The organism is Luteimonas sp. S4-F44, assembly GCF_022637415.1.
Lineage (GTDB): Bacteria > Pseudomonadota > Gammaproteobacteria > Xanthomonadales > Xanthomonadaceae > Luteimonas.
Genome location: NZ_CP093340.1, coordinates 2,315,925 through 2,338,116, shown reverse-complemented (window position 1 = coordinate 2,338,116; position 22,192 = coordinate 2,315,925). Strand labels below are relative to the sequence as shown.

General features: G+C 68.2%; 17 protein-coding genes. 10 read left to right on the top strand and 7 right to left on the bottom strand.

Annotation, left to right across the window (positions count from 1 at the left end; translation table 11 throughout):
* Window positions 1–251: 251 nt before the first annotated feature.
* Genes MNO14_RS10730 through MNO14_RS10720 form a run of 3 tightly spaced genes read left to right on the top strand, consistent with a single transcriptional unit; the run spans window position 252 to window position 7,962 of the window.
* On the top strand, window positions 252–1,376 hold the full coding sequence (locus MNO14_RS10730) for an efflux RND transporter periplasmic adaptor subunit (protein ID WP_241943740.1): 1,125 nt from the start codon (window positions 252–254) through the stop codon (window positions 1,374–1,376).
* Entirely contained in the window at window positions 1,376–4,882 is a 3,507-nt protein-coding gene (locus tag MNO14_RS10725) for an efflux RND transporter permease subunit (protein WP_241943739.1), read from the top strand. Before MNO14_RS10730 ends, MNO14_RS10725 begins: the two co-directional genes overlap by 1 nt.
* Window positions 4,879–7,962: an efflux RND transporter permease subunit gene (locus MNO14_RS10720; RefSeq protein ID WP_241943738.1), complete on the top strand. Its 3,084-nt coding sequence runs from the start codon at window positions 4,879–4,881 to the stop codon at window positions 7,960–7,962. The genes MNO14_RS10725 and MNO14_RS10720 overlap by 4 nt, the downstream gene beginning before the upstream one ends.
* 90 nt (window positions 7,963–8,052) lie before the next feature.
* Here MNO14_RS10720 and MNO14_RS10715 read toward each other — a convergent pair whose 3' ends face one another.
* The 7 genes from MNO14_RS10715 to ykgO form a co-directional block, all read right to left on the bottom strand.
* The gene (locus tag MNO14_RS10715; RefSeq protein ID WP_241943737.1) at window positions 8,053–9,264 is read right to left on the bottom strand and encodes a TraB/GumN family protein; all 1,212 of its coding nucleotides are present in this window, start codon (window positions 9,262–9,264) and stop codon (window positions 8,053–8,055) included.
* 4 nt (window positions 9,265–9,268) lie between these two features.
* On the bottom strand, window positions 9,269–9,814 hold the full coding sequence (locus MNO14_RS10710) for a GNAT family N-acetyltransferase (RefSeq protein WP_241943736.1): 546 nt from the start codon (window positions 9,812–9,814) through the stop codon (window positions 9,269–9,271).
* 5 nt (window positions 9,815–9,819) lie between these two features.
* On the bottom strand, window positions 9,820–10,722 hold the full coding sequence (locus MNO14_RS10705; RefSeq protein ID WP_241943735.1) for a carbon-nitrogen hydrolase: 903 nt from the start codon (window positions 10,720–10,722) through the stop codon (window positions 9,820–9,822).
* Between the two features lie 91 nt (window positions 10,723–10,813).
* Window positions 10,814–12,016, bottom strand: coding sequence for a serine hydrolase domain-containing protein (locus MNO14_RS10700; protein WP_241943734.1), 1,203 nt, complete (start codon window positions 12,014–12,016; stop codon window positions 10,814–10,816).
* A 99-nt stretch (window positions 12,017–12,115) separates the two neighbouring features.
* Entirely contained in the window at window positions 12,116–13,156 is a 1,041-nt protein-coding gene (locus MNO14_RS10695) for an agmatine deiminase family protein (protein WP_241943733.1), read from the bottom strand.
* 4 nt (window positions 13,157–13,160) lie between these two features.
* Window positions 13,161–13,484, bottom strand: coding sequence for a hypothetical protein (locus MNO14_RS10690; RefSeq protein ID WP_241946319.1), 324 nt, complete (start codon window positions 13,482–13,484; stop codon window positions 13,161–13,163).
* A gap of 239 nt (window positions 13,485–13,723) precedes the next feature.
* Window positions 13,724–13,849 (bottom strand): type B 50S ribosomal protein L36, encoded by a 126-nt coding sequence (ykgO, locus tag MNO14_RS10685; protein ID WP_005913193.1) that lies wholly within the window; start codon window positions 13,847–13,849, stop codon window positions 13,724–13,726.
* Between the two features lie 107 nt (window positions 13,850–13,956).
* Here ykgO and cmk point away from each other — a divergent pair, with 107 nt between their 5' ends.
* The 7 genes from cmk to galU all read left to right on the top strand — a co-directional run bounded on the left by cmk (window position 13,957) and on the right by galU (window position 22,147).
* Window positions 13,957–14,637, top strand: a complete 681-nt coding sequence (gene cmk, locus MNO14_RS10680) for a (d)CMP kinase (protein ID WP_241943732.1) — start codon at window positions 13,957–13,959, stop codon at window positions 14,635–14,637.
* A 265-nt stretch (window positions 14,638–14,902) separates the two neighbouring features.
* Window positions 14,903–16,591: a 30S ribosomal protein S1 gene (gene rpsA / locus MNO14_RS10675; protein ID WP_183425738.1), complete on the top strand. Its 1,689-nt coding sequence runs from the start codon at window positions 14,903–14,905 to the stop codon at window positions 16,589–16,591.
* Window positions 16,592–16,654: 63 nt separating this feature from the next.
* On the top strand, window positions 16,655–16,957 hold the full coding sequence (locus tag MNO14_RS10670; RefSeq protein ID WP_047135970.1) for an integration host factor subunit beta: 303 nt from the start codon (window positions 16,655–16,657) through the stop codon (window positions 16,955–16,957).
* A gap of 181 nt (window positions 16,958–17,138) precedes the next feature.
* The gene (gene lapB, locus MNO14_RS10665) at window positions 17,139–18,317 is read left to right on the top strand and encodes a lipopolysaccharide assembly protein LapB (RefSeq protein WP_241943731.1); all 1,179 of its coding nucleotides are present in this window, start codon (window positions 17,139–17,141) and stop codon (window positions 18,315–18,317) included.
* Window positions 18,318–19,322, top strand: coding sequence for a lipopolysaccharide biosynthesis protein (locus MNO14_RS10660; RefSeq protein WP_241943730.1), 1,005 nt, complete (start codon window positions 18,318–18,320; stop codon window positions 19,320–19,322). It begins immediately after the preceding gene.
* A 6-nt stretch (window positions 19,323–19,328) separates the two neighbouring features.
* A complete protein-coding gene (locus MNO14_RS10655; protein WP_241943729.1) occupies window positions 19,329–21,248 on the top strand; it encodes a nucleoside-diphosphate sugar epimerase/dehydratase in 1,920 nt (639 codons plus the stop codon).
* Window positions 21,245–22,147 carry a UTP--glucose-1-phosphate uridylyltransferase GalU gene (gene galU, locus MNO14_RS10650; protein WP_241943728.1) on the top strand — a complete coding sequence of 301 codons (903 nt, stop codon included), beginning with the start codon at window positions 21,245–21,247 and terminating at the stop codon, window positions 22,145–22,147. The genes MNO14_RS10655 and galU overlap by 4 nt, the downstream gene beginning before the upstream one ends.
* The last annotated feature ends 45 nt before the right edge of the window (window positions 22,148–22,192 follow it).

The following is a 22,192-nucleotide window of genomic DNA, read 5'->3' as shown; positions in this document are numbered from 1 at the left end:
GCGGTCGCGTCATCTTGGTATCCGCAATCCTGAGTGGCTGAAACGGCTGTCGGGGGAGCGTCGGACGTGACCCGCGGGCGGTCGCTGAACCGCGGGCAACCGGTCCAGTATAGCCATGGGCGTTGTGCAAGCCCAACGACTCCGCTCGCTGCGGGCCGCGACGCTGGAGGTCACCATGACCAATGGCGGATGGAATCCGCATGTTCGGGTGAACTACATTGCTACCACACCGTAGGGGTCCTTCCATTCCAATGTCGACACTGCTCGTTCGCACGTCCTCGGGACGCATTTTCGCCGGCAGCCTGCTGCTGGCGGCCGCCTTCGGCTTGAGCGCCTGCAAGGGGGGCGGTGGCGATGCCCAGGCCAAGCCCACCGAGGCGGCGCAGGCACCGGTGCCGGTGGAGACCGAAACCGTGGCGCGGCGCAGCGTGGCGGCGAGCTACGTGGGGACCGCATCGCTGGACGTGCCCCGCGGCGCGGACGTGGTCGCCAAGACCTCGGGCATCGCGCTGGAGGTGCTGGTCGAGGAAGGTGATGCCGTCCGTGCCGGTCAGCCGCTGGTGCGGCTCGACCCGGACCGTGCGCGCCTGGCGGTGCTGCAGAGCCGGGCGACGATGGGCAAGCTGGAAAACAGTTACCGTCGCGCGCAGCAGCTCGTCGGTCAGCAAATGATCAGCGCCAACGACCTGGACCAGATCAAGTTTGATCTCGATACCGCACGCGCGCAGTACGAGATGGCGCAGCTGGAACTGTCGTACACCACGGTCACCGCGCCGATCGCTGGCGTGATCTCCCAGCGCATGATCCGCACCGGCAACTTCGTGCAGATCAACACGCCGATCTTCAGCATCGTCGACAACGCGCGCATTGAGGCGACGCTCAATGTCCCAGAGCGCGAGTTGCGTGTACTCAAGCGCGGCCAGCCGGTGCGGCTGCAGGTCGATGCGCTGCCGGGCGAGTCGTTTGAGGGCGTCGTCGAGCGCGTCGCGCCGGTGGTCGAATCGCGCAGCGGCACGTTTCGCGTGGTCACCGCCTTCGCCGGCACCGATGCGCTGCGCGCGGGCATGTTCGGCCGCATCCACATCGATTACGACCAGCGCGCCGACGCGCTGGTGATCCCGCGCGCCGCGCTGCTCGACGACGGCGACCAGGCTGCGGTGTTCACGGTGCGCGAGGGCAAGGCCGTGCGCGTGCCGGTGACGCTGGGCTATGTCGACGGCAATCTGATCGAAGTCCGCGACGGCCTCGAGGACGGCATGCAGGTCGTGACCGCCGGCAAGGTCGCGCTGCGCGAGGGGAGCCCGGTGCAGGTGATCGGTGCAGCCCCGGTCGCGGCCGCCAAGCCCGCCACCGGCACCAAGAGCGACGCGCAGTAATGGCCGGCGCCTCCCACGAGGGCCCCGCCGGCGACGGCCCGGCCGCGGACCCGCACGCCACCACGCCCAGGCGATTCGATCTGGTCGAGTTCTCCACACGCCGCCGGGTGACCGTGTGGATGGTCGCGATCAGCATGATGCTGTTCGGCCTGATCGCGCTGACCAACCTCAAGGTCAACCTGCTGCCCGATCTCAGCTATCCCACGCTGACCGTGCGCACCGAATACACCGGGGCGGCGCCGTCGGAGATCGAGACGCTGGTCAGCGAGCCGGTCGAGGAGGCGCTGGGCGTGGTCAAGGGCGTGCGCAAGCTGCGCTCGATCTCGCGGACTGGCCAGAGCGATGTGGTGCTGGAGTTCGCCTGGGGCACCGACATGGACCAGGCGAGCCTGGAGGTGCGCGACAAGCTCGAGAGCTTGCAGTTGCCGCTGGAGGTCAAGCCGCCGGTGCTGCTGCGCTTCAACCCGTCCACCGAGCCAATCCTGCGCCTGGCGTTGACCGCGGGCGACCAGGGCGATGCGGTCGACGAACTGACGCGCATGCGTCGCTACGCCGACGACGATCTGAAGAAGAAGCTCGAACCGGTGGGCGGCGTGGCTGCGGTCAAGGTCGGCGGCGGCTTCGAGGACGAAGTGCAGGTGGAGCTGGACCTGCAGCAGATGGCGCGCATCGGCCTGCCGATCGAGAACGTGATCCAGCGCCTGCAGCAGGAGAACATCAACCTGTCAGGCGGTCGTCTCGATCAGGGCACGCAGCGCTATCTGGTACGCACGGTCAACCAGTTCGCGAGCGTCGAGCAGATCGGCGACATGCTGGTGGCCACGCAGTCGGGCGGCGACAACGCCGCCGCCAGTGCGGCGCAGCAGATGGCCGCGATCGCGGCGGCGAGTGGCTCGCAGGCGGTGCTCGCGGCGGCGGCGTCGGTGCAGAGTGCGTCGGGCGCGGATGGCACGACGATCGCGGGCGGGCGTGCAATCCGGCTGCGCGACATCGCCACGGTGCGCCAGGGCTTCAAGGAGCGCGAAAGCATCATCCGGCTCGGCGGCGACGAGGCGGTGGAGCTGGCGATCTACAAGGAGGGCGATGCGAATACCGTGTCGACCGCCGATGCGATCCAGGCGCGTCTGGAGGTGATCCGCAAGGATCTGCCGACCGGGATGACACTGACCGTTGTCGACGACCAGTCCAAGTTCGTGCGGGCGGCGATCAACGACGTGCGCACCGATGCGCTGATCGGTGGCACGCTGGCGGTGCTGATCATCTTCCTGTTCCTGCGCAACGGCTGGAGCACGCTGGTGGTGAGCCTGTCGCTGCCGGTCTCGATCATCACCACGTTCTTTTTCATGGGCCAGCTGGGGCTGAGCTTGAACGTGATGTCGCTCGGCGGCCTGGCGCTCGCGACCGGCCTGGTGGTCGACGACTCGATCGTCGTGCTCGAGTCGATCGCCAAGGCGCGCGAGCGCGGGTTGGGCGTGCTGGAGGCCGCGATCACCGGCACGCGGGAAGTGGGCATGGCGGTGATTGCCTCGACGCTGACGATCATCGCGGTGTTCCTGCCGCTGGTGTTCGTCGAGGGCATCGCCGGCCAGTTGTTCCGCGACCAGGCGCTGACGATCGCGATCGCAGTCGGCGTGTCGCTGCTGGTGGCGATGACGCTGATCCCGATGTTGGCCTCGCTCAAGGGTCGTCCGCCGCTGGCGTTCCCGGAAGAAGCACCGCACCCGCAGTGGCGCCCCGAACGCCGCTGGCAGAAGCCGTTCGCAGCGACCGGCCGCGGCATCGGTGCCAGCATCCGCGGCGTGCTGTTCGGCCTGGCCTGGCTGCTCATTCGCATCTGGCGCGGGGTCTCGCACGTGGTGGGTCGCGTGATGGGACGCGCCAGCGATGCGGCGATGGCGCCCTACGAGCGCGCTGAGCGCGGTTACATGCGCATCCTGCCGGCGGCGCTGTCGCGTCCGTGGCTGGTGCTGGGCACCGCGACCGCGGTGTTTCTGGTCAGCATGTTCGCCGTGCCGCTGCTGGGCACCGACCTGATTCCGCAGCTGGCACAGGACCGGTTCGAGATGACCGCCAAGCTGCCGCCGGGCACGCCGCTGCGCGAAACCGACCGCATCATGCGCGAGGTGCAGCAGACGCATCGCGACGACGACGGCGTGGCATTGCTGTTCGGCGTGAGCGGCAGCGGCACCCGGCTGGATGCGAATCCGACCGAGAGCGGCGAGAACATCGGCCGGCTGAGCATCGTCATGAGCGGCGGCGGCAGCCGCGAGTTCGAGGCGCAGCAGACCGACCGCCTGCGCGAGACCATGCGCCGGTATCCCGGCGTCGCCGTCGACTTTTCGCGGCCGCAGATCTTCAGCTTCTCCACGCCGCTGGAGATCGAACTGCGGGGCCAGGATCTCGACGGGCTGGCGAAGGCCGGCCAGCGCATGGCCGAACTGCTGCGGGCCAATCCGCACTATGCCGACGTCAAGAGCACGGTGGAGCAGGGCTTCCCGGAGATCCAGATCGTCTTCGACCAGGAGCGTGCGGGCGCGTTCGGCCTGACCACGCGGCAGATCGCCGATGCGGTGGTGCGTGCGGTCCGCGGCGAGGTGGCCACGCGCTACAACTTCCGCGACCGCAAGATCGATGTGCTGGTGCGCGCGCAGGAGAACGAACGCGATTCGGTGGACCGCATCCGCAACCTGATCGTCAATCCGGGCAGCGGTGCGGCGGTGCGGCTGGATTCGGTCGCCGACGTGGTCGCGACCGTCGGCCCGAGCGAAATCCATCGTGCCGACCAGGTGCGCGTGGCGGTGGTGTCGGCGAACCTGCGCGGCATCGATCTGGGTGCGGCGATGGCCGAGGTGCGGCAGATGGTCGCCGAGAACCCGCTGGGCCCCGAAATCGGGTTGCACATCGGCGGTCAGGGCGAAGAGCTCGCCGAGTCGATGCGCTCGCTGCTGATGGCGTTCGCGTTGGCGATCTTCCTGGTCTACCTGGTGATGGCCTCGCAGTTCGAGTCGCTGCTGCATCCGTTCGTGATCCTGTTCACCATCCCGCTCGCGATGGTCGGCGCGATCGGCGCGTTGCTGCTGACCGGCAACACGATCTCGGTGGTCGCCTTCATCGGTTTGATCCTGATGGTGGGCCTGGTGGTCAAGAACGCGATCATCCTGATCGATAAGGTCAACCAGTTGCGCGAGGCCGGCATGGCCAAGCGCGAGGCGTTGGTGGAAGGCGCGCGCTCGCGTCTGCGTCCGATCGTCATGACCACGCTGGCGACGCTGTTCGGTTTTCTGCCGCTGGCGCTGGCGTTGGGCGAGGGCGCGGAGGTGCGCTCACCGATGGCGATCACCGTCATGGGCGGCCTCGCGGTCTCAACCGTACTCACGTTGCTGGTGATTCCGGTGGTCTACGACCTGCTGGATCGCAAGTCCGATGCGTTCTACGCCGAGCGCGGTCGTCGCGCGCGCCTGGGCGCGGCTGCCGAGCGTGATGTGGCGGAGGCCGGCACGCCATGAGCATCGCCGAGCTGAGCCTGCGTCGCCCGGTCACCACCATCATGTGTTTCGTCTCGATGGTGGTGATCGGACTGATCGCCGCGGTCCGCCTGCCGCTGGAGGCGTTGCCCGACCTGACCATGCCGATCCTCTACGTGCAGATGTCCTATGCCGGCTCGACGCCATCGGAGGCCGAGCAGAATCTGCTGCGTCCGGCCGAGGAAACCTTGGCGACGATGGGCGGGATCAAGCGCATGCGGGGCGAAGCGACCGCGGACGGTGCGGGCGTCTTGCTGCAGTTCTCGGACTGGGATCGCGACATCGCGATCAGCGCGGCCGAGGCGCGCGAGAAGATCGATGCCATCCGCAGCGACCTGCCCGACGACTTCCGCCGTTACTTCGTCCACAAGTGGACGACCAGCGACCAAGCGGTGCTGCGCCTGCGCCTGGCGGCCAATGTCGATCTGTCGGGCAGTTACGAAATGATCGACCGGCAGCTCAAACGCCGGCTCGAACGGGTGCCCGGGGTGGCGCGGGTGGAGATCAGCGGCGCGTCACCGAACGAGGTCGAGATCGCGGTCCAGCCCGATCGCCTGACCGCGCACGGCATCGAACTCAACGCGCTGGCCACGCGTTTGCGCGCATTGAACTTCTCGGTCTCGGCCGGCCAGATCCTCGATGGCGGGCAGCGCCTGCGGGTGCAGCCGCTGGGCGAGATCCAGGATCTGCAGCAGTTGCGCGACCTGGTGATCGATCAGAAGGGACTGCGGCTGTCGGACATCGCCGATGTGCGCTTCAAGCCGCAGCGCATGGATTACGGCCGGCGCCTCGACGGACGGGCGGCGGTGGGGTTGGACATCTTCAAGGAGCGCGATGCCAATCTCGTCGAGGTCGCGCGTACCGTGCTGGCCGAGGTCGAGACCGCGCGCAGCGAGCCGGGACTGGAAGGCATCGACGTCAAGGTGATCCAGAACATGGGCGAGGAGGTGACGTCCTCGCTGCTGGAACTGGTCGAGGCGGGTGCGATCGGCCTGGTGCTGTCGATTATCGTGCTGTACTTCTTTCTGCGCCATTGGCCGTCAACGCTGATGGTGACGCTCGCGATCCCGATCTGCTTCATCATCACCCTGGGCTTCATGCACTTCTTCGACGTCACGCTCAACGTGCTGTCATTGATGGGCCTGCTGCTGGCGGTCGGCATGCTCGTCGACAATGCCGTGGTCGTGGTGGAGAGCATCTACCAGGAGCGCGAACGCATGCCCGACCAGCCCTGGCTGGCTTCGGTGCTGGGCACGCGGCACGTCGCGATCGCGCTGTCGGCCGGCACGCTGTGTCACTGCATCGTGTTCGTGCCCAACATGCTGGGCGAGACCAACAACATCAGCATCTTCATGAATCAACTGGCGATCACCATCTCGGTGTCGCTGCTGGCCTCGTGGCTGGTGGCCGTGAGCCTGATTCCGATGATGTCGGCGCGGATGAAGACGCCGCCGGCGGTCGCCCGGCCCGATGGCCTGATCCCACGCATGCAACGCGGCTATGCGCGGCTGCTGCGTTGGTCACTGCAGCACCGCGGCTGGTCGGTAGCCGGCATCGTCCTGGTGATCGCGTTGAGCCTGCTGCCGATGAGCCAGATCAAGTTCGATATGTTCGGCGACAGCGGCGGCGGCAAGGAGATCCAGCTGTATTACCAGTGGAAGGGCAGCTACAACCTGCAACAGCGCTCCGACGAGGTGCGACGCTACGAGACCTTCCTCGACGAGCACCGCGAGCAGTACCGGATCCGGCAGCTCTACTCGTGGTTCGGCGAGGACGGCGACTCGGGCACGATCATCACCTTCAACGACGACGTGGGCGACACCCGGGCGCTGTCGGAGGCGATCAGCGAGGCACTGCCCAAGTCCGCGCGGGCCGATGTCGGCGTGCGTGGCGGCGGCGATGGGGGCGGCGGTGGGGCCGGTGGCAGCCAGGGCGTCCAGGTGCAGCTGGTCGGCGATTCGACCCAGGTGCTGCGCGAAATCGCCGATGGCGTGATCCCGATCCTGGCGGCCAATCCGGCGCTGCGCGACGTGCGCGTGGACTCGGGCGATCTCAACCATGAACTTCGGATCAGTGTCGATCGCGACCGCGCGGCCGCGTTCGGATTCTCGGCCGAGCAGGTGTCGAGCTTCGTCGGCCTGGCGCTGCGTGGCAGCCAGCTGCGCGAGTTCCGGCGCGGCGACGACGAGGTGCCGGTGTGGGTCCGCTTCGCGGGTGCGGAGACCTACAGCGAAGCCGACATCGCCGCGTTCATGGTCCGGGCACCGGACGGCCGCAGCGTGCCGCTGACCAGTCTGGTCGAGATGCGGGTCGAGCCATCCTCCAGCCAGATCAACCGCAACGACCGGCAGACCTCGCTGACGCTGCAGGCCAACCTCGCCGGTGGGACGACGATGCCCGATGCCCGCAAGGCGCTGGAGCAGACGTTGGACACGGTCGCGTTCCCTGCTGGCTACGGGTACAGCTTCTCCGGCAGCGGCTTCGAGGACGACGCCGCTGCAAGCCAGCAGATGCTGTTCAACCTGCTGATCGCGGTGATCATGATCTACGTGGTGATGGCGGCAGTGTTCGAGTCGCTGCTGTTCCCGGCGGCGATCATGAGCTGCGTGCTGTTCTCGGTATTCGGCGTGTTCTGGCTGTTCTGGCTCACCGGCACACCATTCACGATCATGGCCTTCATCGGCATCTTGGTGCTGATGGGCGTGGTGGTGAACAACGGCATCATCATGGTCGAGCACATCAACAACCTGCGCCGACGCGGCATGCCGCGCCTGGAGGCGCTGGTGGAAGGGAGTCGCGAGCGGTTGCGGCCGATCATGATGACGATGGGCACGGCGATCCTGGCGATGGTGCCGATCTCGCTCAGCGACACCGTCGTGCTCGGTGGCCTGGCGTACTCGCCGATGGCGCGTGCGGTCGCCGGCGGGTTGGCGTTCTCGACCGTGGTTAGCCTGCTGTTCCTGCCGACGATCTACGCGATTCTCGACGATCTGCGGCACGGCTCGGCGCGCATGCTCCGGCGTGCTCGGGGCGTGCCGGCGGCTGTGCCCACGGCGTCGTAATGTCCTCCATGGCCCGCGGCGCTTGGCGGCGCGGGCCATTCATTCCGTCCTGAATACCCGGTGGTCGGCGCCGGACTGCGTGTCGCGGCGTCAGTGCAGCAGCTTGCCGAAGATCCGAAGGCCCGCCACCCACACGCCGATGCTCGACCCCAGGTTGGTGAACAGGAAGTTGAGGATCGTCCGCGAGACGCGATTGCGGTACCAGCCGCGGAACGTGCCGGCATCGTCGCGCAGGGCCAGGAAGTCGCTGTAGGCGGGCTTGCGCATGTGCGCCTCGATCAGCGCACTGAACAGGCCGGGCGAGACGCCCGGCGGGCGGAACGGCTTGAGCGGCGCGGCAATCGCCGCGGCCAGGATGCCCAGCGGGTGCGCGGCGGCGGCGATCGCGCCCAGCGCCGCGAATGCCGCAGTGATCAGCACCCATTCCTCGAGCAACTGGCGGCCGACGTCGACGCCGCCATGCCAGTAACCCCAGCCGATCATCGCCAGGATCAGCGCCATCAGCAGGGTGGTGAACCACGGGAATCGACGCGTGCTCGGCGCCTGTTCCAGCTCCGTGCGGATCGCCGAGGGCGCCTGCGTGTCTTCGGCAAGGTGACGCGCGATGCCGGCCAGGTGGCCGGCGCCGACGACCGCCAGTACCTCGCGGGCCTGGCCGACATCGCCGCGCAGGCGCGCGGCCATGTAGCGGTCGCGCTCGGCAATGATCGTCTCGTAGAGTTTGGGATCGCTGCGCGCGAAATCGCCGAAGCTCGACTCGAGCATGTCGCCTTGTTTGAGCTTCTCGATCTCGTCCTCGCCCATCTCCTCGTTGGTCAGCAGGCCCGACATCAGGCTGCCGCCGAGTCGCAGCTTGCCCATCAGCCCGAGCCGAGACGACGTGCGTCGGAAGGTCAGGCCGACATCGCGGTCGATCAGCGCGACCGGCAGTCCCCGGGCATCGGCGAGCGCGACCGCACGCTTGAGTTCGGCGCCAGGCTCGATGCCGAGCTGCTCGGCGAGTCGGCGCTGGTAGGCCGACAGCGCCAGATTGGCCGCGAACAGCGCGACCCGGCCCTTGCGGATCACGTCGACCAGATTGAGCTGGCCCAGCGCGTCGGGATCGGTGATCGCCTGCAGGCGCTGCGGGTCGAGTTCGACCGCGACCATGTCGAACGCGCCGCTGCCGATCGCGTCCTCGACCGCCTCCACGCTGACTTTCGAGACGTGGGCGGTGCCCAGCAGCGTGTAGCGCACGCCGTCGCGCTCGACGATCGCGTGCGGCTGCGTCTGCCAGGACGGGGTGGCGGCGGAATCGGTCATCGGGTCAGTCGTCCTCGGGTGGGGTGGTGGCGCCGTCGCCCAACGCGCGCTGCATCAAGATGGTGTCGAGCCAGCGTCCATGCTTGCGCCCCGAGCCCGGCAGCACGCCGACGGTCTCAAAGCCCAGGCGTGCGTGGAACCGGACGGACGGGCCGTCCAGCGGTGGGCCGATCACCGCGATCATCTGGCGGAAGCCGCGCTGCGTGCAGGTCTCGATCAGTGCGTCCATCAGCCGACGTCCGACGCCCTGACCGTGCAGCGCCGGCAGGACGTAGACCGAGCTTTCGACGGTGAAGCGATAGCCGATGCGCGTTCGGAAACCGCCGGCATAGGCATAACCGGCGAAGCGGCCGTCGCGTTCTGCGACCAGATATGGAAAGCCGGCCTGGCGCAGCGCCGACCAGCGTCGTCGCATCTCGTCGCTGTCCGGCGCGTCGTACTCGTAGGTGGCCACGCCGTCGACGACCTCCCGCGCATAGAGCGCGGCGATCGCCTCGAGGTCGCCGTCGTGCGCATCGCGGATCACGACGCCGGAAGTGGGGACGGCCACCGGCGTCAGTCGATGTAGCGCTTGAGCAGATCGCCGTAGGCATCGATCCTGCGGTCGCGGAGGAACGGCCAGATCCGGCGCACGTGCTCGCTGCGCCCCAAGTCAACCTCGCAGGTCAGCAGCGTCGGATCGCCACCGGCCTGGGCGAGAAACTCGCCCTGCGGACCGAGCACGTGGCTGTTGCCCCAGAAGTCGATGCCGGCTGCGCCCAGCGGTGAGGGCTCGTGGCCGACCCGGTTGCACGAGAGCACCGGCAGCCCGTTGGCCACCGCGTGCCCGCGGTGGCTGAGGATCCAGGCATCGCGTTGGCGGGTCTTCTCCGCGTCGTCGTCACCCGGATCCCAGCCGATCGCCGTCGGATACAGCAACAGGTCCGCGCCCGCCAGCGCCATCAGCCTGGCGGCCTCGGGATACCACTGGTCCCAGCACACCAGCAGACCGAGCCGGCCGACCGAGGTGTCGATCGGCTTGAATCCCAGATCGCCCGGGGTGAAGTAGAACTTCTCATAGAAGCCCGGATCGTCGGGAATGTGCATCTTGCGGTACTTGCCCGCCAGGCTGCCGTCGGCGTCGAACACCACGCCGGTGTTGTGGTACAGGCCGGCGGCGCGGCGCTCGAACAGCGAACTGACCAGGACCACCTTGTGCTGGCGGGCGAGTGCGGACAGGCGCTCGGTGCTCGGGCCGGGGATCGGCTCGGCGAGATCGAACGCGTCGACGTTCTCTTCCTGGCAGAAGTACGCGCCGTTGTGCAGTTCCTGCAGCAGCACCAGCCGCGCGCCCTGGGCGGCGGCCTCGCGCACACGCGCCTCGATGACCGACAGGTTGGCCTCGGCGTTGTCGGCGCCGCGATCGATGATGGCGCGTTCCTGGATCAGCGCGACGGGCAGGGTGGTCTTGCGGGTCATGGCGGCAACGATACGGGACTCGAAAAGGCCGACCATGCTAACGCGGAAGGACGCGCGCGCCCGCGCGTCGGCCACTGCCGTTCAGAGCGCGTCAAAGCGTGGCCGCGAGTGCGACGACGTCGGCCGTGAAACCCGGATAGTCCAGCGCCGGTGCGTGCGGGGTATCGCGGCGCCGGATCTGCCGCACCGCGACCAGGCGCTTGTCGGGCACGACGACGATGTACTGCCCCAGGAAGCCCTCGGCGGCGTAGGCCACCACTGGCCCGGTGTCCTCGTCGAACAGGTCGGCGCGTGCGATGCCGCGCTCGCTGACCTCGCGGGCGTAGATCGCCGGCCAGTCATCGCCCAGCAACTCGCCGAGCGCGGCGCGCAGGCCGGCGGTGCCCGCCAACGGTCGATCGCGCAAGTGCGTCAGAGCCTCGATCCAGCGCGGGTCGGCCTCGCGCGCGCGGGCGGCATCGACGGCCTCGGGGCGCAGGCGCAGGACCTGCCAGGCCGGGATCCGCCACCACAGCAGCCCCACGCGCGCCGAACGCGGTCCCGGCGTGTACAGCGCAGTGACGAATCCTTCGGGCAGCAGGCGCTTGCCGTCGGGAGTCACGCCATCGTCGAGCAGCAGGCGGCCGATCTTGGCCGCATCGTGCGCGGTCAGCGGCAGGCCGGCCATGCCGTGCGGCTGGCCCGACGCATCCCGGTACCACGGACCCGGCACGATGCCCAGCGGCTGGAACAGCCGCTCGTTGAGGTACACGTCCATCGGCCGTCCCGCGGCCTTGCCGATCACACCGGCCAGCAGGTTGGTCGCCTTGTTGTTGTAGGCGAAGACCTCGCCCGGCGGCGTCGACAGTTCGGCGGCGAGCGCGAGCTGCACGGCGTCGGGCGCCGGATAGATCTCCTCGCCGGCATTGGGCGCGTTCTGCAGGCCGGAGGTGTGGTCGAGCAGCATGCGCACGGTGATCTCGCGCTTGCGGCCCTGCGCCCATTCGGGGAAGAAGGTATGGACGGGGGTGTCGAGTGAGTCCAGCTTGCCGTCGGCCAGCAGCAGGCCCACGCCCAGCGCCACCACCGACTTGGTCGCCGACATCAGTTCGATCGGTGCGCGCGCCGGGTCGGTGGCGGTGTCGACCAGCACGCGGCCGTCGTGGACGATCAGCAACGCATCGGATTCGGCGACCGTCGAGGCCGCCTGCAACCGAGCCAGGGCATCGGCGGTGGTGTCCTGGCCCGGCGCGGACGCCAGCGCCGTGGCGGACAACAGCAAGGCCGCAATGGCGGCAAGCACGGGGCGGGGCATCGAAAGCACTCCAGGCGGCGGGCCAGATTGGCGACACGTGTAGTCACCCTCCAGTGCCGTTGGTCATGTTCCCGCTTCGCGGCCGAGAGACCGCGCAGCTCAGCTTGCGAGCAGCCCCTCCGGCAACTGCATGGTGATGCAGTGCAGGCTGCCGTTCTGCCAGATCAGTGGGCGACAGGGCACCTGCACGATCTCGCGCCCCGGATACGCCTGGGCCAGCACGGCGGCGGCGGCTTCGTCGGCCGGGTCGCCATAGGCGGGCATCAGCACCGCGCCGTTGAGGATCAGGTAGTTCGCATAGCTGGCGGCCAGGCGACGGCCCTGGTCGAGGATCGGACGCGCCCACGGCAGCGGGAACAACCGATACGGCGTGCCGCCGGACGTGCGCAGCGCCGCGATCTCGTTGGCCATCGCCTGCAGTTCGGCGTGGTGCGGGTCGTCCGCGTCGTCGCAGGCCTGGAAGACGATCGCATCGCCCGGCGCGAACCGCGCGAGCGTATCGATGTGCGCATCGGTGTCGTCGCCCTCGAGGTAGCCGTGATCGAGCCACAGCACGCGGTCCTGTGCCAGCCAATCCGCCAGCCGCGCGCTCAGCGCTTCGCGCGAGGTTTCGGGATGACGCTCGTGCAGGCAGCGCCACGTCGTGAGCAGCGTGCCGGCACCGTCGGTCTCGATCGCACCGCCTTCCAATGCGAAGTCGATCTGCCGGCGCTGGGCGCGGCCTTCGAACAGCCCGGCCGCATGCAGATGCCCGACCAGCAGGTCGTCGCGGCTGGCCTCGAACTTGCCGCCCCAGCCGGTGAAGCGGAAGTCGTTGAGAACGAATGCGTCGTCGCCCACCAGGGTGATCGGCCCCGAATCGCGCAGCCAGGTGTCGTCGTAGGCCGCCTCGACGAAGCGCACGCGGTCCATGTCGACCCGGTTGGAGGCCAGGCGCACATAGGCGTAGCTCTGGACGTCCTCGTCGGGCACGCAGATCAGCACCGGCTGGAAGCGGGTGATGGCGGAAACCAGTGCGATGTAGGTGTCCTCGACCTCGCCCAGGCGCTCGGCCCAGTCGGTGTCTTCGGTCGGCCAGGCGATCAGGATGGCGGACTGGGGCTCCCACTCCGCGGGGAAACGCATTGCGGTCTTGGTCATGGACTCAACGGATGGCGGGCTTGGGACCGATCTCGGACGCGGTCGCGCGATTGGCGACCGTGTCGACGACCCGGTTGCGCTCGAAATAGACGGTGAAGGCGGGGTAGACCCAGCGGTGGATCGTCGGCCATTGCCGCTTCTGACCGCCGCGCGGTTCGAGCCGCTGGGACGGTGCGCCGAAGTCGGCCTCGACCTGGGCCATCGTCATACCGCGTGCGGGGACGGTCAGCCCGGCCGGCTGTCGGCTGCGGTCGACCAGCAGGGTGTCTGCCGTGGCCGGTGCGGTGCCGAGCAACAAGGTGGCGCCGAGCGCGGCGGCTGCGAACATCGTGACGGTGGAACGCGACATGACGGACTCCTGGCCTGCGAACGGGGAGGGGCAGGACCGAGGACTCCTGCCGCATCGCGGTATGTAGCAGACGGCCTGCAACGGCGCTGCATGCGGCCGGCGCCGATACGACGAAGGGCCGCATCGCTGCGGCCCCCGCGTGCCGCGCCCGGCCCGCAGGGCTGGCGCAGAATTGCCGGAACACCACGGCGCCGAGGCGCGCGTGCTCCGCCTCGCTCTTAGCGCTGACGCGCCTTGAAGCGGGGATTGGACTTGCAGATCACGAAGACCTTGCCGCGGCGACGCACAACCTTGCAATCGCGGTGGCGGGTCTTCGCCGACTTCAGGGACGACAGGACCTTCATGACAAACCTCTGGGATGGGATACGAACGGCAAGCCGGCTATTCTAGCGGCTTATTTCCACCTGATTCAAGCGCTTGGGGCTTCGGGCGCCATGCGCAGGAGACGCAAATGACGGCCGAGACGCCGGTGTTGACGATCGACGGGCCCTCCGGGTCGGGCAAAGGCACGATCAGTCGGGCGGTCGCGCAGCGGCTGGGCTGGCATTACCTGGACTCGGGCGCCTTGTACCGGGCGGTCGCAGTGGCGGCCGGCTGGGCCGATCTCGACCTGGGCGATGCCGGCGCGCTGGTGCGCTGCGCGTTCGACACCACGATCGCGTTCCGCGACGATGCCTTCGGCGAGCCGCGGGTGATCGTCAACGGGCACGACGCCACCGACGAGCTCCGGACCGAGACCGCAGGGGCGGCGGCCTCGGCGATCGCGGCCATTCCCGAGGTCCGGGCGGCGCTCAAGGACCGGCAGCGCGCATTCAGGACGCCGCCGGGGCTGGTCGCCGATGGGCGCGACATGGGCACGGTCATCTTTCCCGACGCGCGCTGGAAGGTGTTTCTGACCGCGAGCGCTGAGGAACGCGCCGAGCGTCGCTATAAACAGTTGAAGGGCAAGGGGGTTTCGGTGACAATGGACGGTCTGCTGCGCGAGATCCTCGCGCGTGACGCCCGCGATGCCAGTCGCGCAGTGGCGCCGTTGCGGCCGGCCGAGGAGGCCGTCCGCATCGACACCACCGGCCGAGGCATCGAGGCCGTCGTGGCGCAGGTGCTGGCGCTGCTGCCGGCGCGCATGGACTAAAAGAGGTCCGGTCCCGCGCGCCTGCCGTCGCCGGCGTGTCCAGCAGTCGCGTGCCCCGGACGGAGCGTCCGGTCGCATGCCGCAACCGCAACACCGCGTCATCGCTCCAACGGTTCCGGCACCACGCCCAAGGCGCGGCGCCGGTGTTTTTCCATTCCAACACTCACGGCCCTGCAATCCCGCGACGGCCGATCAACGGGTGGACCTCCGGCACCGTGCTCCGTTGCTGGCCGGCCCGGTCCGACATCAACCAGGTATTCACCAAATGACCGAATCATTCGCAGAACTGTTCGAACAGAGCCAGACCAACCTGGCCAAGCTCAAGCCGGGCGCCATCGTCACCGGCGTCGTGGTGCAGGTCCGCACCGACGTCGTCGTGATCAACGCCGGCCTGAAGTCCGAAGGCATCGTGCCGATCGAGCAGTTCCGTAACGAGGCCGGCGAGATCGACGTGGCCGAGGGCGACACCGTCAAGGTGGCGCTGGACTCGCTCGAAAACGGCTTCGGCGAGACCGTGCTTTCGCGCGAGAAGGCCAAGCGCGCGATGGTGTGGGACGAGCTCGAGGAAGCGCTCGAGAAGAACGAGACCATCACCGGCCGCATCAGCGGCAAGGTCAAGGGTGGCTTCACCGTCGACATCAAGGATGTCCGCGCGTTCCTGCCCGGCTCGCTGGTCGATGTGCGCCCGGTCCGCGACCCGGTCTACCTCGAGGGCAAGGAACTCGAGTTCAAGCTGATCAAGCTCGATCGCAAGCGCAACAACGTCGTCGTCTCGCGCCGCGCGGTCGTCGAGAGCGAGCACTCCGAGGAGCGCGAAGCGCTGATGGAGAAGCTGGTCGAGGGCGCCGTGCTCAAGGGCGTGGTCAAGAATCTCACCGACTACGGCGCGTTCGTCGACCTGGGCGGCATCGACGGCCTGCTGCACATCACCGACATGGCCTGGAAGCGCGTGCGCCATCCGTCCGAAGTGGTGGAAGTGGGCCAGGAGCTCGAAGTCCGCGTGCTCAAGTACGACCGCGAGCGCAACCGCGTCAGCCTCGGCCTCAAGCAGCTGGGCGAGGATCCGTGGGACAACATCTCGCGCCGCTATCCGTCCAACACCCGCGTGTTCGGCAAGGTCTCCAACGTCACCGATTACGGTGCGTTCGTCGAGATCGAGCCGGGCGTCGAGGGCCTGGTGCACGTCTCGGAGATGGACTGGACCAACAAGAACGTCAACCCGTCGAAGGTCGTGCAGGTCGGCGACGAGGTCGAGGTCATGGTGCTCGACGTCGACGAAGAGCGTCGCCGTATCTCGCTGGGCATCAAGCAGGTCACCAGCAACCCGTGGGAGACCTTCGCCGCGATCCACAAGAAGGGCGACAAGGTCGACGGCCAGATCAAGTCGATCACCGACTTCGGCATCTTCATCGGCCTGGACGGCGGCATCGACGGTCTGATCCACCTGTCGGACATCGCCTGGAACTCCACCGGCGAAGACGTGGCCCGCAACTTCAAGAAGGGCGACACCCTCGAGGCCGTGGTGCTGGCAGTCGATCCGGAGCGCGAGCGCATCTCGCTTGGCGTCAAGCAGCTCGAGCAGGATCCGCTGGGCCAGTTCATGGCCAACAACCCGCGTGGCTCGAAGGTTTCGGGCACCGTGAAGGAAGTCGACGCCAAGGGTGCGGTCATTGACCTGGGCGAGGGCGTGGAAGGCTACGTGTCGGCGCGCGACATCAGCGACCAGCGCATCGACGATGCCAGCCAGCATCTGAAGGTCGGCCAGGAGATCGAGGCCAAGTACTTCGGCATGGACCGCAAGACCCGTTCGCTGCAGCTGTCGATCCGCGCCAAGGACGAGGCGGAGACCGCCGAGACCCTGGCCGAGTACAACAAGCAGGCCTCGGACGCGTCGAGCGGCACCACCAAGCTGGGCGCGCTGCTGCGCGAGCAGCTGGGTAACAAGTCGGAGTAATGCGTTCGGCGCCGGTCCGGGGGTCGTCCCCGGGCCGGCGTTTGCGCATCTGCAAGCAGAGATATGACGAAGTCGGAACTCATCGAACTGCTGACCCAGCGGCAGGCCCACCTCAAGGGCGAGGACGTCGACCTGGCGGTCAAGGCCATGCTCGAAATGATGGGCGGCGCGTTGGCGGCGGGCGATCGTATCGAGGTCCGTGGTTTTGGCAGCTTCTCGCTGCATTTCCGCCCGCCGCGCACCGGCCGCAATCCCAAGACCGGTGATGCCGTGGCACTGCCGGGCAAGCACGTCCCGCATTTCAAGCCGGGCAAGGAACTGCGCGATCGCGTCAGCGACGTGCAACCGCTGCCCGCGGACGAGTGAGCGCGCCAAGGCGCGCTGTTTTCTGTCTGCCTGGTGCCGCCGCACATGGTTGGCACCGCCGATCCCCGAGCGGTTAGGATCGACGACGGCCCGTCGACCGTCGTCGAAATGCCGTGGTCGCGTGTATCGACCGCGCCGCGCGATGGGGATGCAAGGCGACCTTCCTGATGGAGCATGATCCATGGCGTTTGTCACCGAGTGGTTCTGGTTCTTCCTCCTGCTGCCGATCGCGGCGCTCAGCGGCTGGGTGATCGGGCGACGCGGCGGCGAGCGGCACAGCGACACCCAGGTCAGCCGACTGTCGACGACCTATTTCCGCGGTCTCAACTACCTGCTCAACGAACAGCCCGACAAGGCGATCGAGCTGTTTCTGCACATCGCCGAGCTCGACAAGGACACCTTCGAGACCCAGGTCGCGCTCGGCCACCTGTTCCGCCGGCGCGGTGAGGTCGACCGTGCGATCCGCCTGCACCAGGGCCTGGTGCAGCGGTCCGATCTCAACGACCAGCAGAAGGTGCAGGCGCTGCTGGCACTGGGCGAGGACTACATGAAGTCCGGGTTGCTCGACCGCGCCGAGACGGTGTTCAGCGATCTGGCCCGCATCGACCAGCGGGCGCCGCATGCGCTGCGCCACCTGATCGGCATCTACCAAGCCGAGCGCGACTGGGCCAAGGCGATCGAGAACGCGACCCGCTACGAAGCGGCGACCGGCGAGCCGATGGGCAAGCTGATTGCGCAGTTCGAATGTGAGCTGGCCGATCGCCACCGTTCGGCCGGCAACCCCGACGAGGCGCGCGCGGCGGTCGCCCGCGCCTACGCCGCGGATTCGGGATCGGTGCGTGCCGGTATCCTCGAGGGCCGGATCGAGATCGATGCCGGTAACGATGTCGCGGCGATCCGCGCGTTCGAGCGCGCGGCCCGCCACGATCCCGATTTCCTGCCCGAGATCCTCGGGCCGCTCCTGGCCGCCTACGAGCGGGTCGGCGACACGCCGGGCGCGCGCAATTTCCTATCGCAGATGACCGAGCACTACCCGGGCGTGGCGCCGGTCCTGGCGCTCACGCGGCTGGTCGAACAGGAAGAGGGCGTCCACGCGGCGCGCACCTACCTGGCGCGCCAGCTCAAGGACCGGCCCTCGGTTCGCGGCGAGGCGGCGCTGATCGATCTCACGCTCGCCGACGGGGTCGACCATGCCGGCACGCTGCAGGAGCTGCGACTGATCACCGAGCAGTTGCTGGTGCGCAATCCCAGCTATCGCTGCAAGCAGTGCGGCTTCGGCGCGCGCAGCCATCACTGGCAGTGCCCGAGTTGCAAGGAGTGGGGCACGATCAAGCCGCTGCTGAACTACGCCGTGGTCTGAGTGCAGCCGCAGGCGCTCATCGCAGTCGCCGTCCTGGCCCTGGTCTCGGCGTCGGCGGGAACCTGGCTGGCGCGTCGCTATGCACTGTCGCGCCAGTTGGTCGACGCCCCGGGCGAACGGCGCAGTCACGCCGTGCCGACCCCGCGCGGCGGCGGCATCGCGATCGTGGTCGTCATGCTGTGCGTACTGGCGTGGACAACCTGGCAGGCGGCGTTCCCCGGCGTGCATCTGGCCTTGCTGGCCGGCCTCGTCTTGGTCGCCGGTATCGGCTGGCTCGATGACCATCGACCGTTGTCGCCGTGGTCGCGGCTGGCGGTCCACGCGGTCGCCGCCGCGTTGCTGGCGGTTGCGGTGATCCATGCCGGCCAACCGTTATGGTGGGGCGCGGCGGTGTTCGTGCTGGCGGTCGGCCTGATCAACGTCTGGAACTTCATGGACGGAATCGACGGCATCGCCACCAGCCAGGCGATGCTGGCCGCGCTGGCGGTCGCGTGGGTGGCCGGACCCTGGGGTGGGGCCGGCGTGTTGGCGATCGCATTGCTGGCCGCCTGCGGCGGCTTTCTGCCGTTCAACTGCCCGAAAGCGCGGATCTTCCTCGGCGACGTCGGGAGCGGCAGCCTCGGCTATGCGCTGGCGGGCCTGATTGCCGCGGCCTCGCTGGAGATCGGCCATCCGGCGGTCTGGACGCTGTGCTTCCCGCTTGCGCCGTTCCTGATTGACGCCTCGTTGACACTCGTTTCACGCATGCTGCGCGGCGAACGCTGGTGGACGCCGCATGTCCAGCATGTCTACCAGCGCGCCGTGCAGGCCGGGCATCCGCATGCGAGGGTCGCCGCTGGTTACGCGGCGCTGTCGATGATCGGGGTGCTGGCGTGCGGATTGCTCGCCGGGCACGGTCGCCCGGTTATCATCGGAGCCTTGGTCGCATGGTATCTGCTCATTGTCTCCGTCTGGTGCGCCGCCCGCGTCCGCTTGCTCGCCGGGCAACGTTGCCCTCAAGGATGAATCCCGATGCATGATGTAAGGACCCGGCTCGGTGTCCTGGGACCCCGCTTGGCGGTGGTCGTGCACGATCTGGCCATGGTGTGGCTGTGCTGGGTCGGGCTGCACCAGTTCCGCTTCTCAGTGATGGCGCAGGCACCTGCGTTCTCGCCGCTGTCGGTCGAAGTCGCCCTGATCTTGTTGGCACAGGGTGTGATCTTCTGGCGTGTGGGCCTGTACCGCGGCGTGTGGCGTTTTGCCAGCATTCCGGATCTGCTCAACATCGTGAAGGCGTCGGTCTTGGGCCTGCTCGCGATCCTGCTGGTGCTGTTCGTCTACAACCGGCTCGACCTCGTCCCGCGCAGCGTGCTGATCGTCTACCCGCTGCTGCTCGCGGCGTTGCTGGGCATGCCGCGATTGCTGTACCGGGCCTGGAAGGATCACGGCAGCGTGCGCTTGGACCAAACCGCGACCCGGGTACTGATCCTCGGTGCCGGTCAGGCCGGCGAAACCCTGGTGCGCGACCTGCGCCGGACCGGCGCCTACGATCCGGTCGGGTTCCTCGACGATGCGCCGAAACTGCGCGGCAGCCAGTTGCAGGGTGTGCCGGTGCTCGGCCGTGTCGAGGATGTGGAGCGGATCGCGCCGGAGACCGCCGCCAAGTTGCTGGTCATCGCGATGCCGTCCGCCGATGCCGCGGCGATGCGCCGCGTGGTCGCCGCCTGCGAACGGACGGCGCTGCCGTTCCGGACTGTGCCCCGGCTCGACGACCTGCTGGAAGGTCGCTCGCTGCCGGGCGAATTGAAGGAAGTCGCGATCGAGGATCTGCTCGGACGCAAGCCGGTGCTGCCGGACTGGAAGGCGATCCGCGGTTGGCTGCGCGGGCGCTGTGTGCTGGTGACCGGCGCCGGTGGTTCGATCGGCTCGGAACTGTGCCGGCAGTGCGCACGCCATGGCGCCGCGCAGATCGCACTGGTGGAGATCGACGAGCTCGCGTTGACCCGCATCGAAGGCGAACTGCGGCGTGATTTCCCGCATATCCGGGTCACGCCGGTGCTCGGCGACTGCGGTGATCCCGCGGTGATGGCGCACGCAATGCGGCTGTCGTCGCCGGACGCGGTCTTCCATGCCGCGGCCTACAAGCAGGTGCCGGTTCTGGAGCAGCAACTGCGCGAAGGCGTGCGCAACAACGTGTTGTCCACCCGCAACGTCGCCCGTGCGGCGGTCGAGCACGGCGCGAGCACGTTCGTGCTGATCTCCACCGACAAGGCGGTCGATCCGGTGAACGTGCTCGGGGCGACCAAGCGCCTGGCGGAAATGGTCTGCCAGGACCTGGCGGGCGCCGGCGGGACCGGCTTTGTGACCGTGCGCTTCGGCAATGTGCTCGACTCGGCCGGCAGCGTGGTGCCACTGTTCCGCGAACAGATCCGGCGCGGCGGCCCGGTGACGGTCACCGACCCGGAGGTGACCCGCTACTTCATGACCATCCCAGAGGCCTGCCAGCTGATCATGCAATCGGTCGCGATTGGCGCCTCGCAGGCCGTCTACACGCTCGACATGGGCGAACCGGTCTCGATCCGCTTGCTGGCCGAGCAGATGATTCGCCTCGGCGGCAAGCAACCCGGCCATGATGTCGCGATCGTCTATTCGGGCCTGCGCCCCGGCGAAAAGCTGCACGAGACCCTGTTCCATGCCGACGAGCGCTATCGGCCCACCGTGCATCCGAAGATCCTGCAGGCCGAAGCGCGTCCCGTGCATCCGGAGAAGCTGGCTGCGGCGCTGGCGCGTCTCGAAGACGGCGTCGCGCGCTACGACCTCGAGCAACTGGGGGCGGCGCTGCGCGACGCCGTGCCCGAGTTCAAGCCGGCCGCCGCGGATGCGGCGCTGCAGCGCACGAGTACTACAGCGACTATCGTTGCCTTTCCCCCACGACACGCGAGACAACCATGACACAAAGGATTCGAAAGGCGGTGTTTCCCGTCGCCGGCCTGGGAACGCGGTTTCTGCCCGCGACCAAGACGGTGCCCAAGGAAATGCTGCCGATCGTCGATCGCCCCCTGATCCAGTACGCGGTGGACGAGGCGATCGAGGCTGGCTGCGACACGCTGGTGTTCGTCACCAACCGTTACAAGCACGCCATCGGCGACTACTTCGACAAGGCCTACGAGCTCGAAGACCGGCTCGAGGCGTCAGGCAAGCACGAACTGCTGGAGAAGGTGCGCCGGCCGCTGCCTGACGGGGTGCGCGCGATTTTCGTGACCCAGCCCGAGGCCCGTGGACTGGGCGACGCGGTCCTGTGCGCGCGCCCGGTGGTTGGCGACGAGCCATTCGCGGTGTTGCTGCCCGACGATCTGCTGTGGAACCGGGGCGGCGACGGTGCGCTCAAGCAGATGGCCGATGCGCATGCGCAGACTGGCGCGAGCATGATCGCGGTCCAGGACGTGCCGCCGGAGAAGACAGCCAGCTACGGCATCGTCGCCACCGATGCGTTCGAGGGTCGGCACGGCCGCATCCATTCGATGGTCGAGAAGCCCAAGCCCGAGGAGGCGCCGAGCACTCTGGCGGTCGTCGGCCGCTATGTGCTCGATGGTCGGATCTTCCCGTTGCTCGAGCAGACACCGCCGGGCGCGGGCGGGGAGATCCAGCTCACCGACGCTATTTCGGCCCTGCTCGCCGAAAAGCCGGTGCACGCCTACCGCTTCCGCGGCACGCGCTTCGACTGCGGCACACATCTGGGACTGATCGAAGCGACGATCCGTTACGCGCTCGACAACGAGAAGCTCAGCGAGCCGGCCGCGGCGCTGATGCGCGATGCGCTCGACGAACTCGGGGTCCGCGACCTCGACTGACCGCCCAGGTCACGGGTTCGCTTGCGCCTTGCTGCGTGAGCGGGC

Bases quoted from the DNA above. Each gene is read 5' to 3' on its own strand.
- MNO14_RS10730 (WP_241943740.1), top strand. From the start codon at position 252: ATGTCGACACTGCTCGTTCGCACGTCCTCGGGACGCATTTTCGCCGGC.
- MNO14_RS10725 (WP_241943739.1), top strand. From the start codon at position 1,376: ATGGCCGGCGCCTCCCACGAGGGCCCCGCCGGCGACGGCCCGGCCGCG.
- MNO14_RS10720 (WP_241943738.1), top strand. From the start codon at position 4,879: ATGAGCATCGCCGAGCTGAGCCTGCGTCGCCCGGTCACCACCATCATG.
- MNO14_RS10715 (WP_241943737.1), bottom strand. From the start codon at position 9,264: ATGACCGATTCCGCCGCCACCCCGTCCTGGCAGACGCAGCCGCACGCG.
- MNO14_RS10705 (WP_241943735.1), bottom strand. From the start codon at position 10,722: ATGACCCGCAAGACCACCCTGCCCGTCGCGCTGATCCAGGAACGCGCC.
- MNO14_RS10700 (WP_241943734.1), bottom strand. From the start codon at position 12,016: ATGCCCCGCCCCGTGCTTGCCGCCATTGCGGCCTTGCTGTTGTCCGCC.
- MNO14_RS10695 (WP_241943733.1), bottom strand. From the start codon at position 13,156: ATGACCAAGACCGCAATGCGTTTCCCCGCGGAGTGGGAGCCCCAGTCC.
- MNO14_RS10690 (WP_241946319.1), bottom strand. From the start codon at position 13,484: ATGTTCGCAGCCGCCGCGCTCGGCGCCACCTTGTTGCTCGGCACCGCA.
- ykgO (WP_005913193.1), bottom strand. From the start codon at position 13,849: ATGAAGGTCCTGTCGTCCCTGAAGTCGGCGAAGACCCGCCACCGCGAT.
- cmk (WP_241943732.1), top strand. From the start codon at position 13,957: ATGACGGCCGAGACGCCGGTGTTGACGATCGACGGGCCCTCCGGGTCG.
- rpsA (WP_183425738.1), top strand. From the start codon at position 14,903: ATGACCGAATCATTCGCAGAACTGTTCGAACAGAGCCAGACCAACCTG.
- MNO14_RS10670 (WP_047135970.1), top strand. From the start codon at position 16,655: ATGACGAAGTCGGAACTCATCGAACTGCTGACCCAGCGGCAGGCCCAC.
- lapB (WP_241943731.1), top strand. From the start codon at position 17,139: ATGGCGTTTGTCACCGAGTGGTTCTGGTTCTTCCTCCTGCTGCCGATC.
- MNO14_RS10655 (WP_241943729.1), top strand. From the start codon at position 19,329: ATGCATGATGTAAGGACCCGGCTCGGTGTCCTGGGACCCCGCTTGGCG.
- galU (WP_241943728.1), top strand. From the start codon at position 21,245: ATGACACAAAGGATTCGAAAGGCGGTGTTTCCCGTCGCCGGCCTGGGA.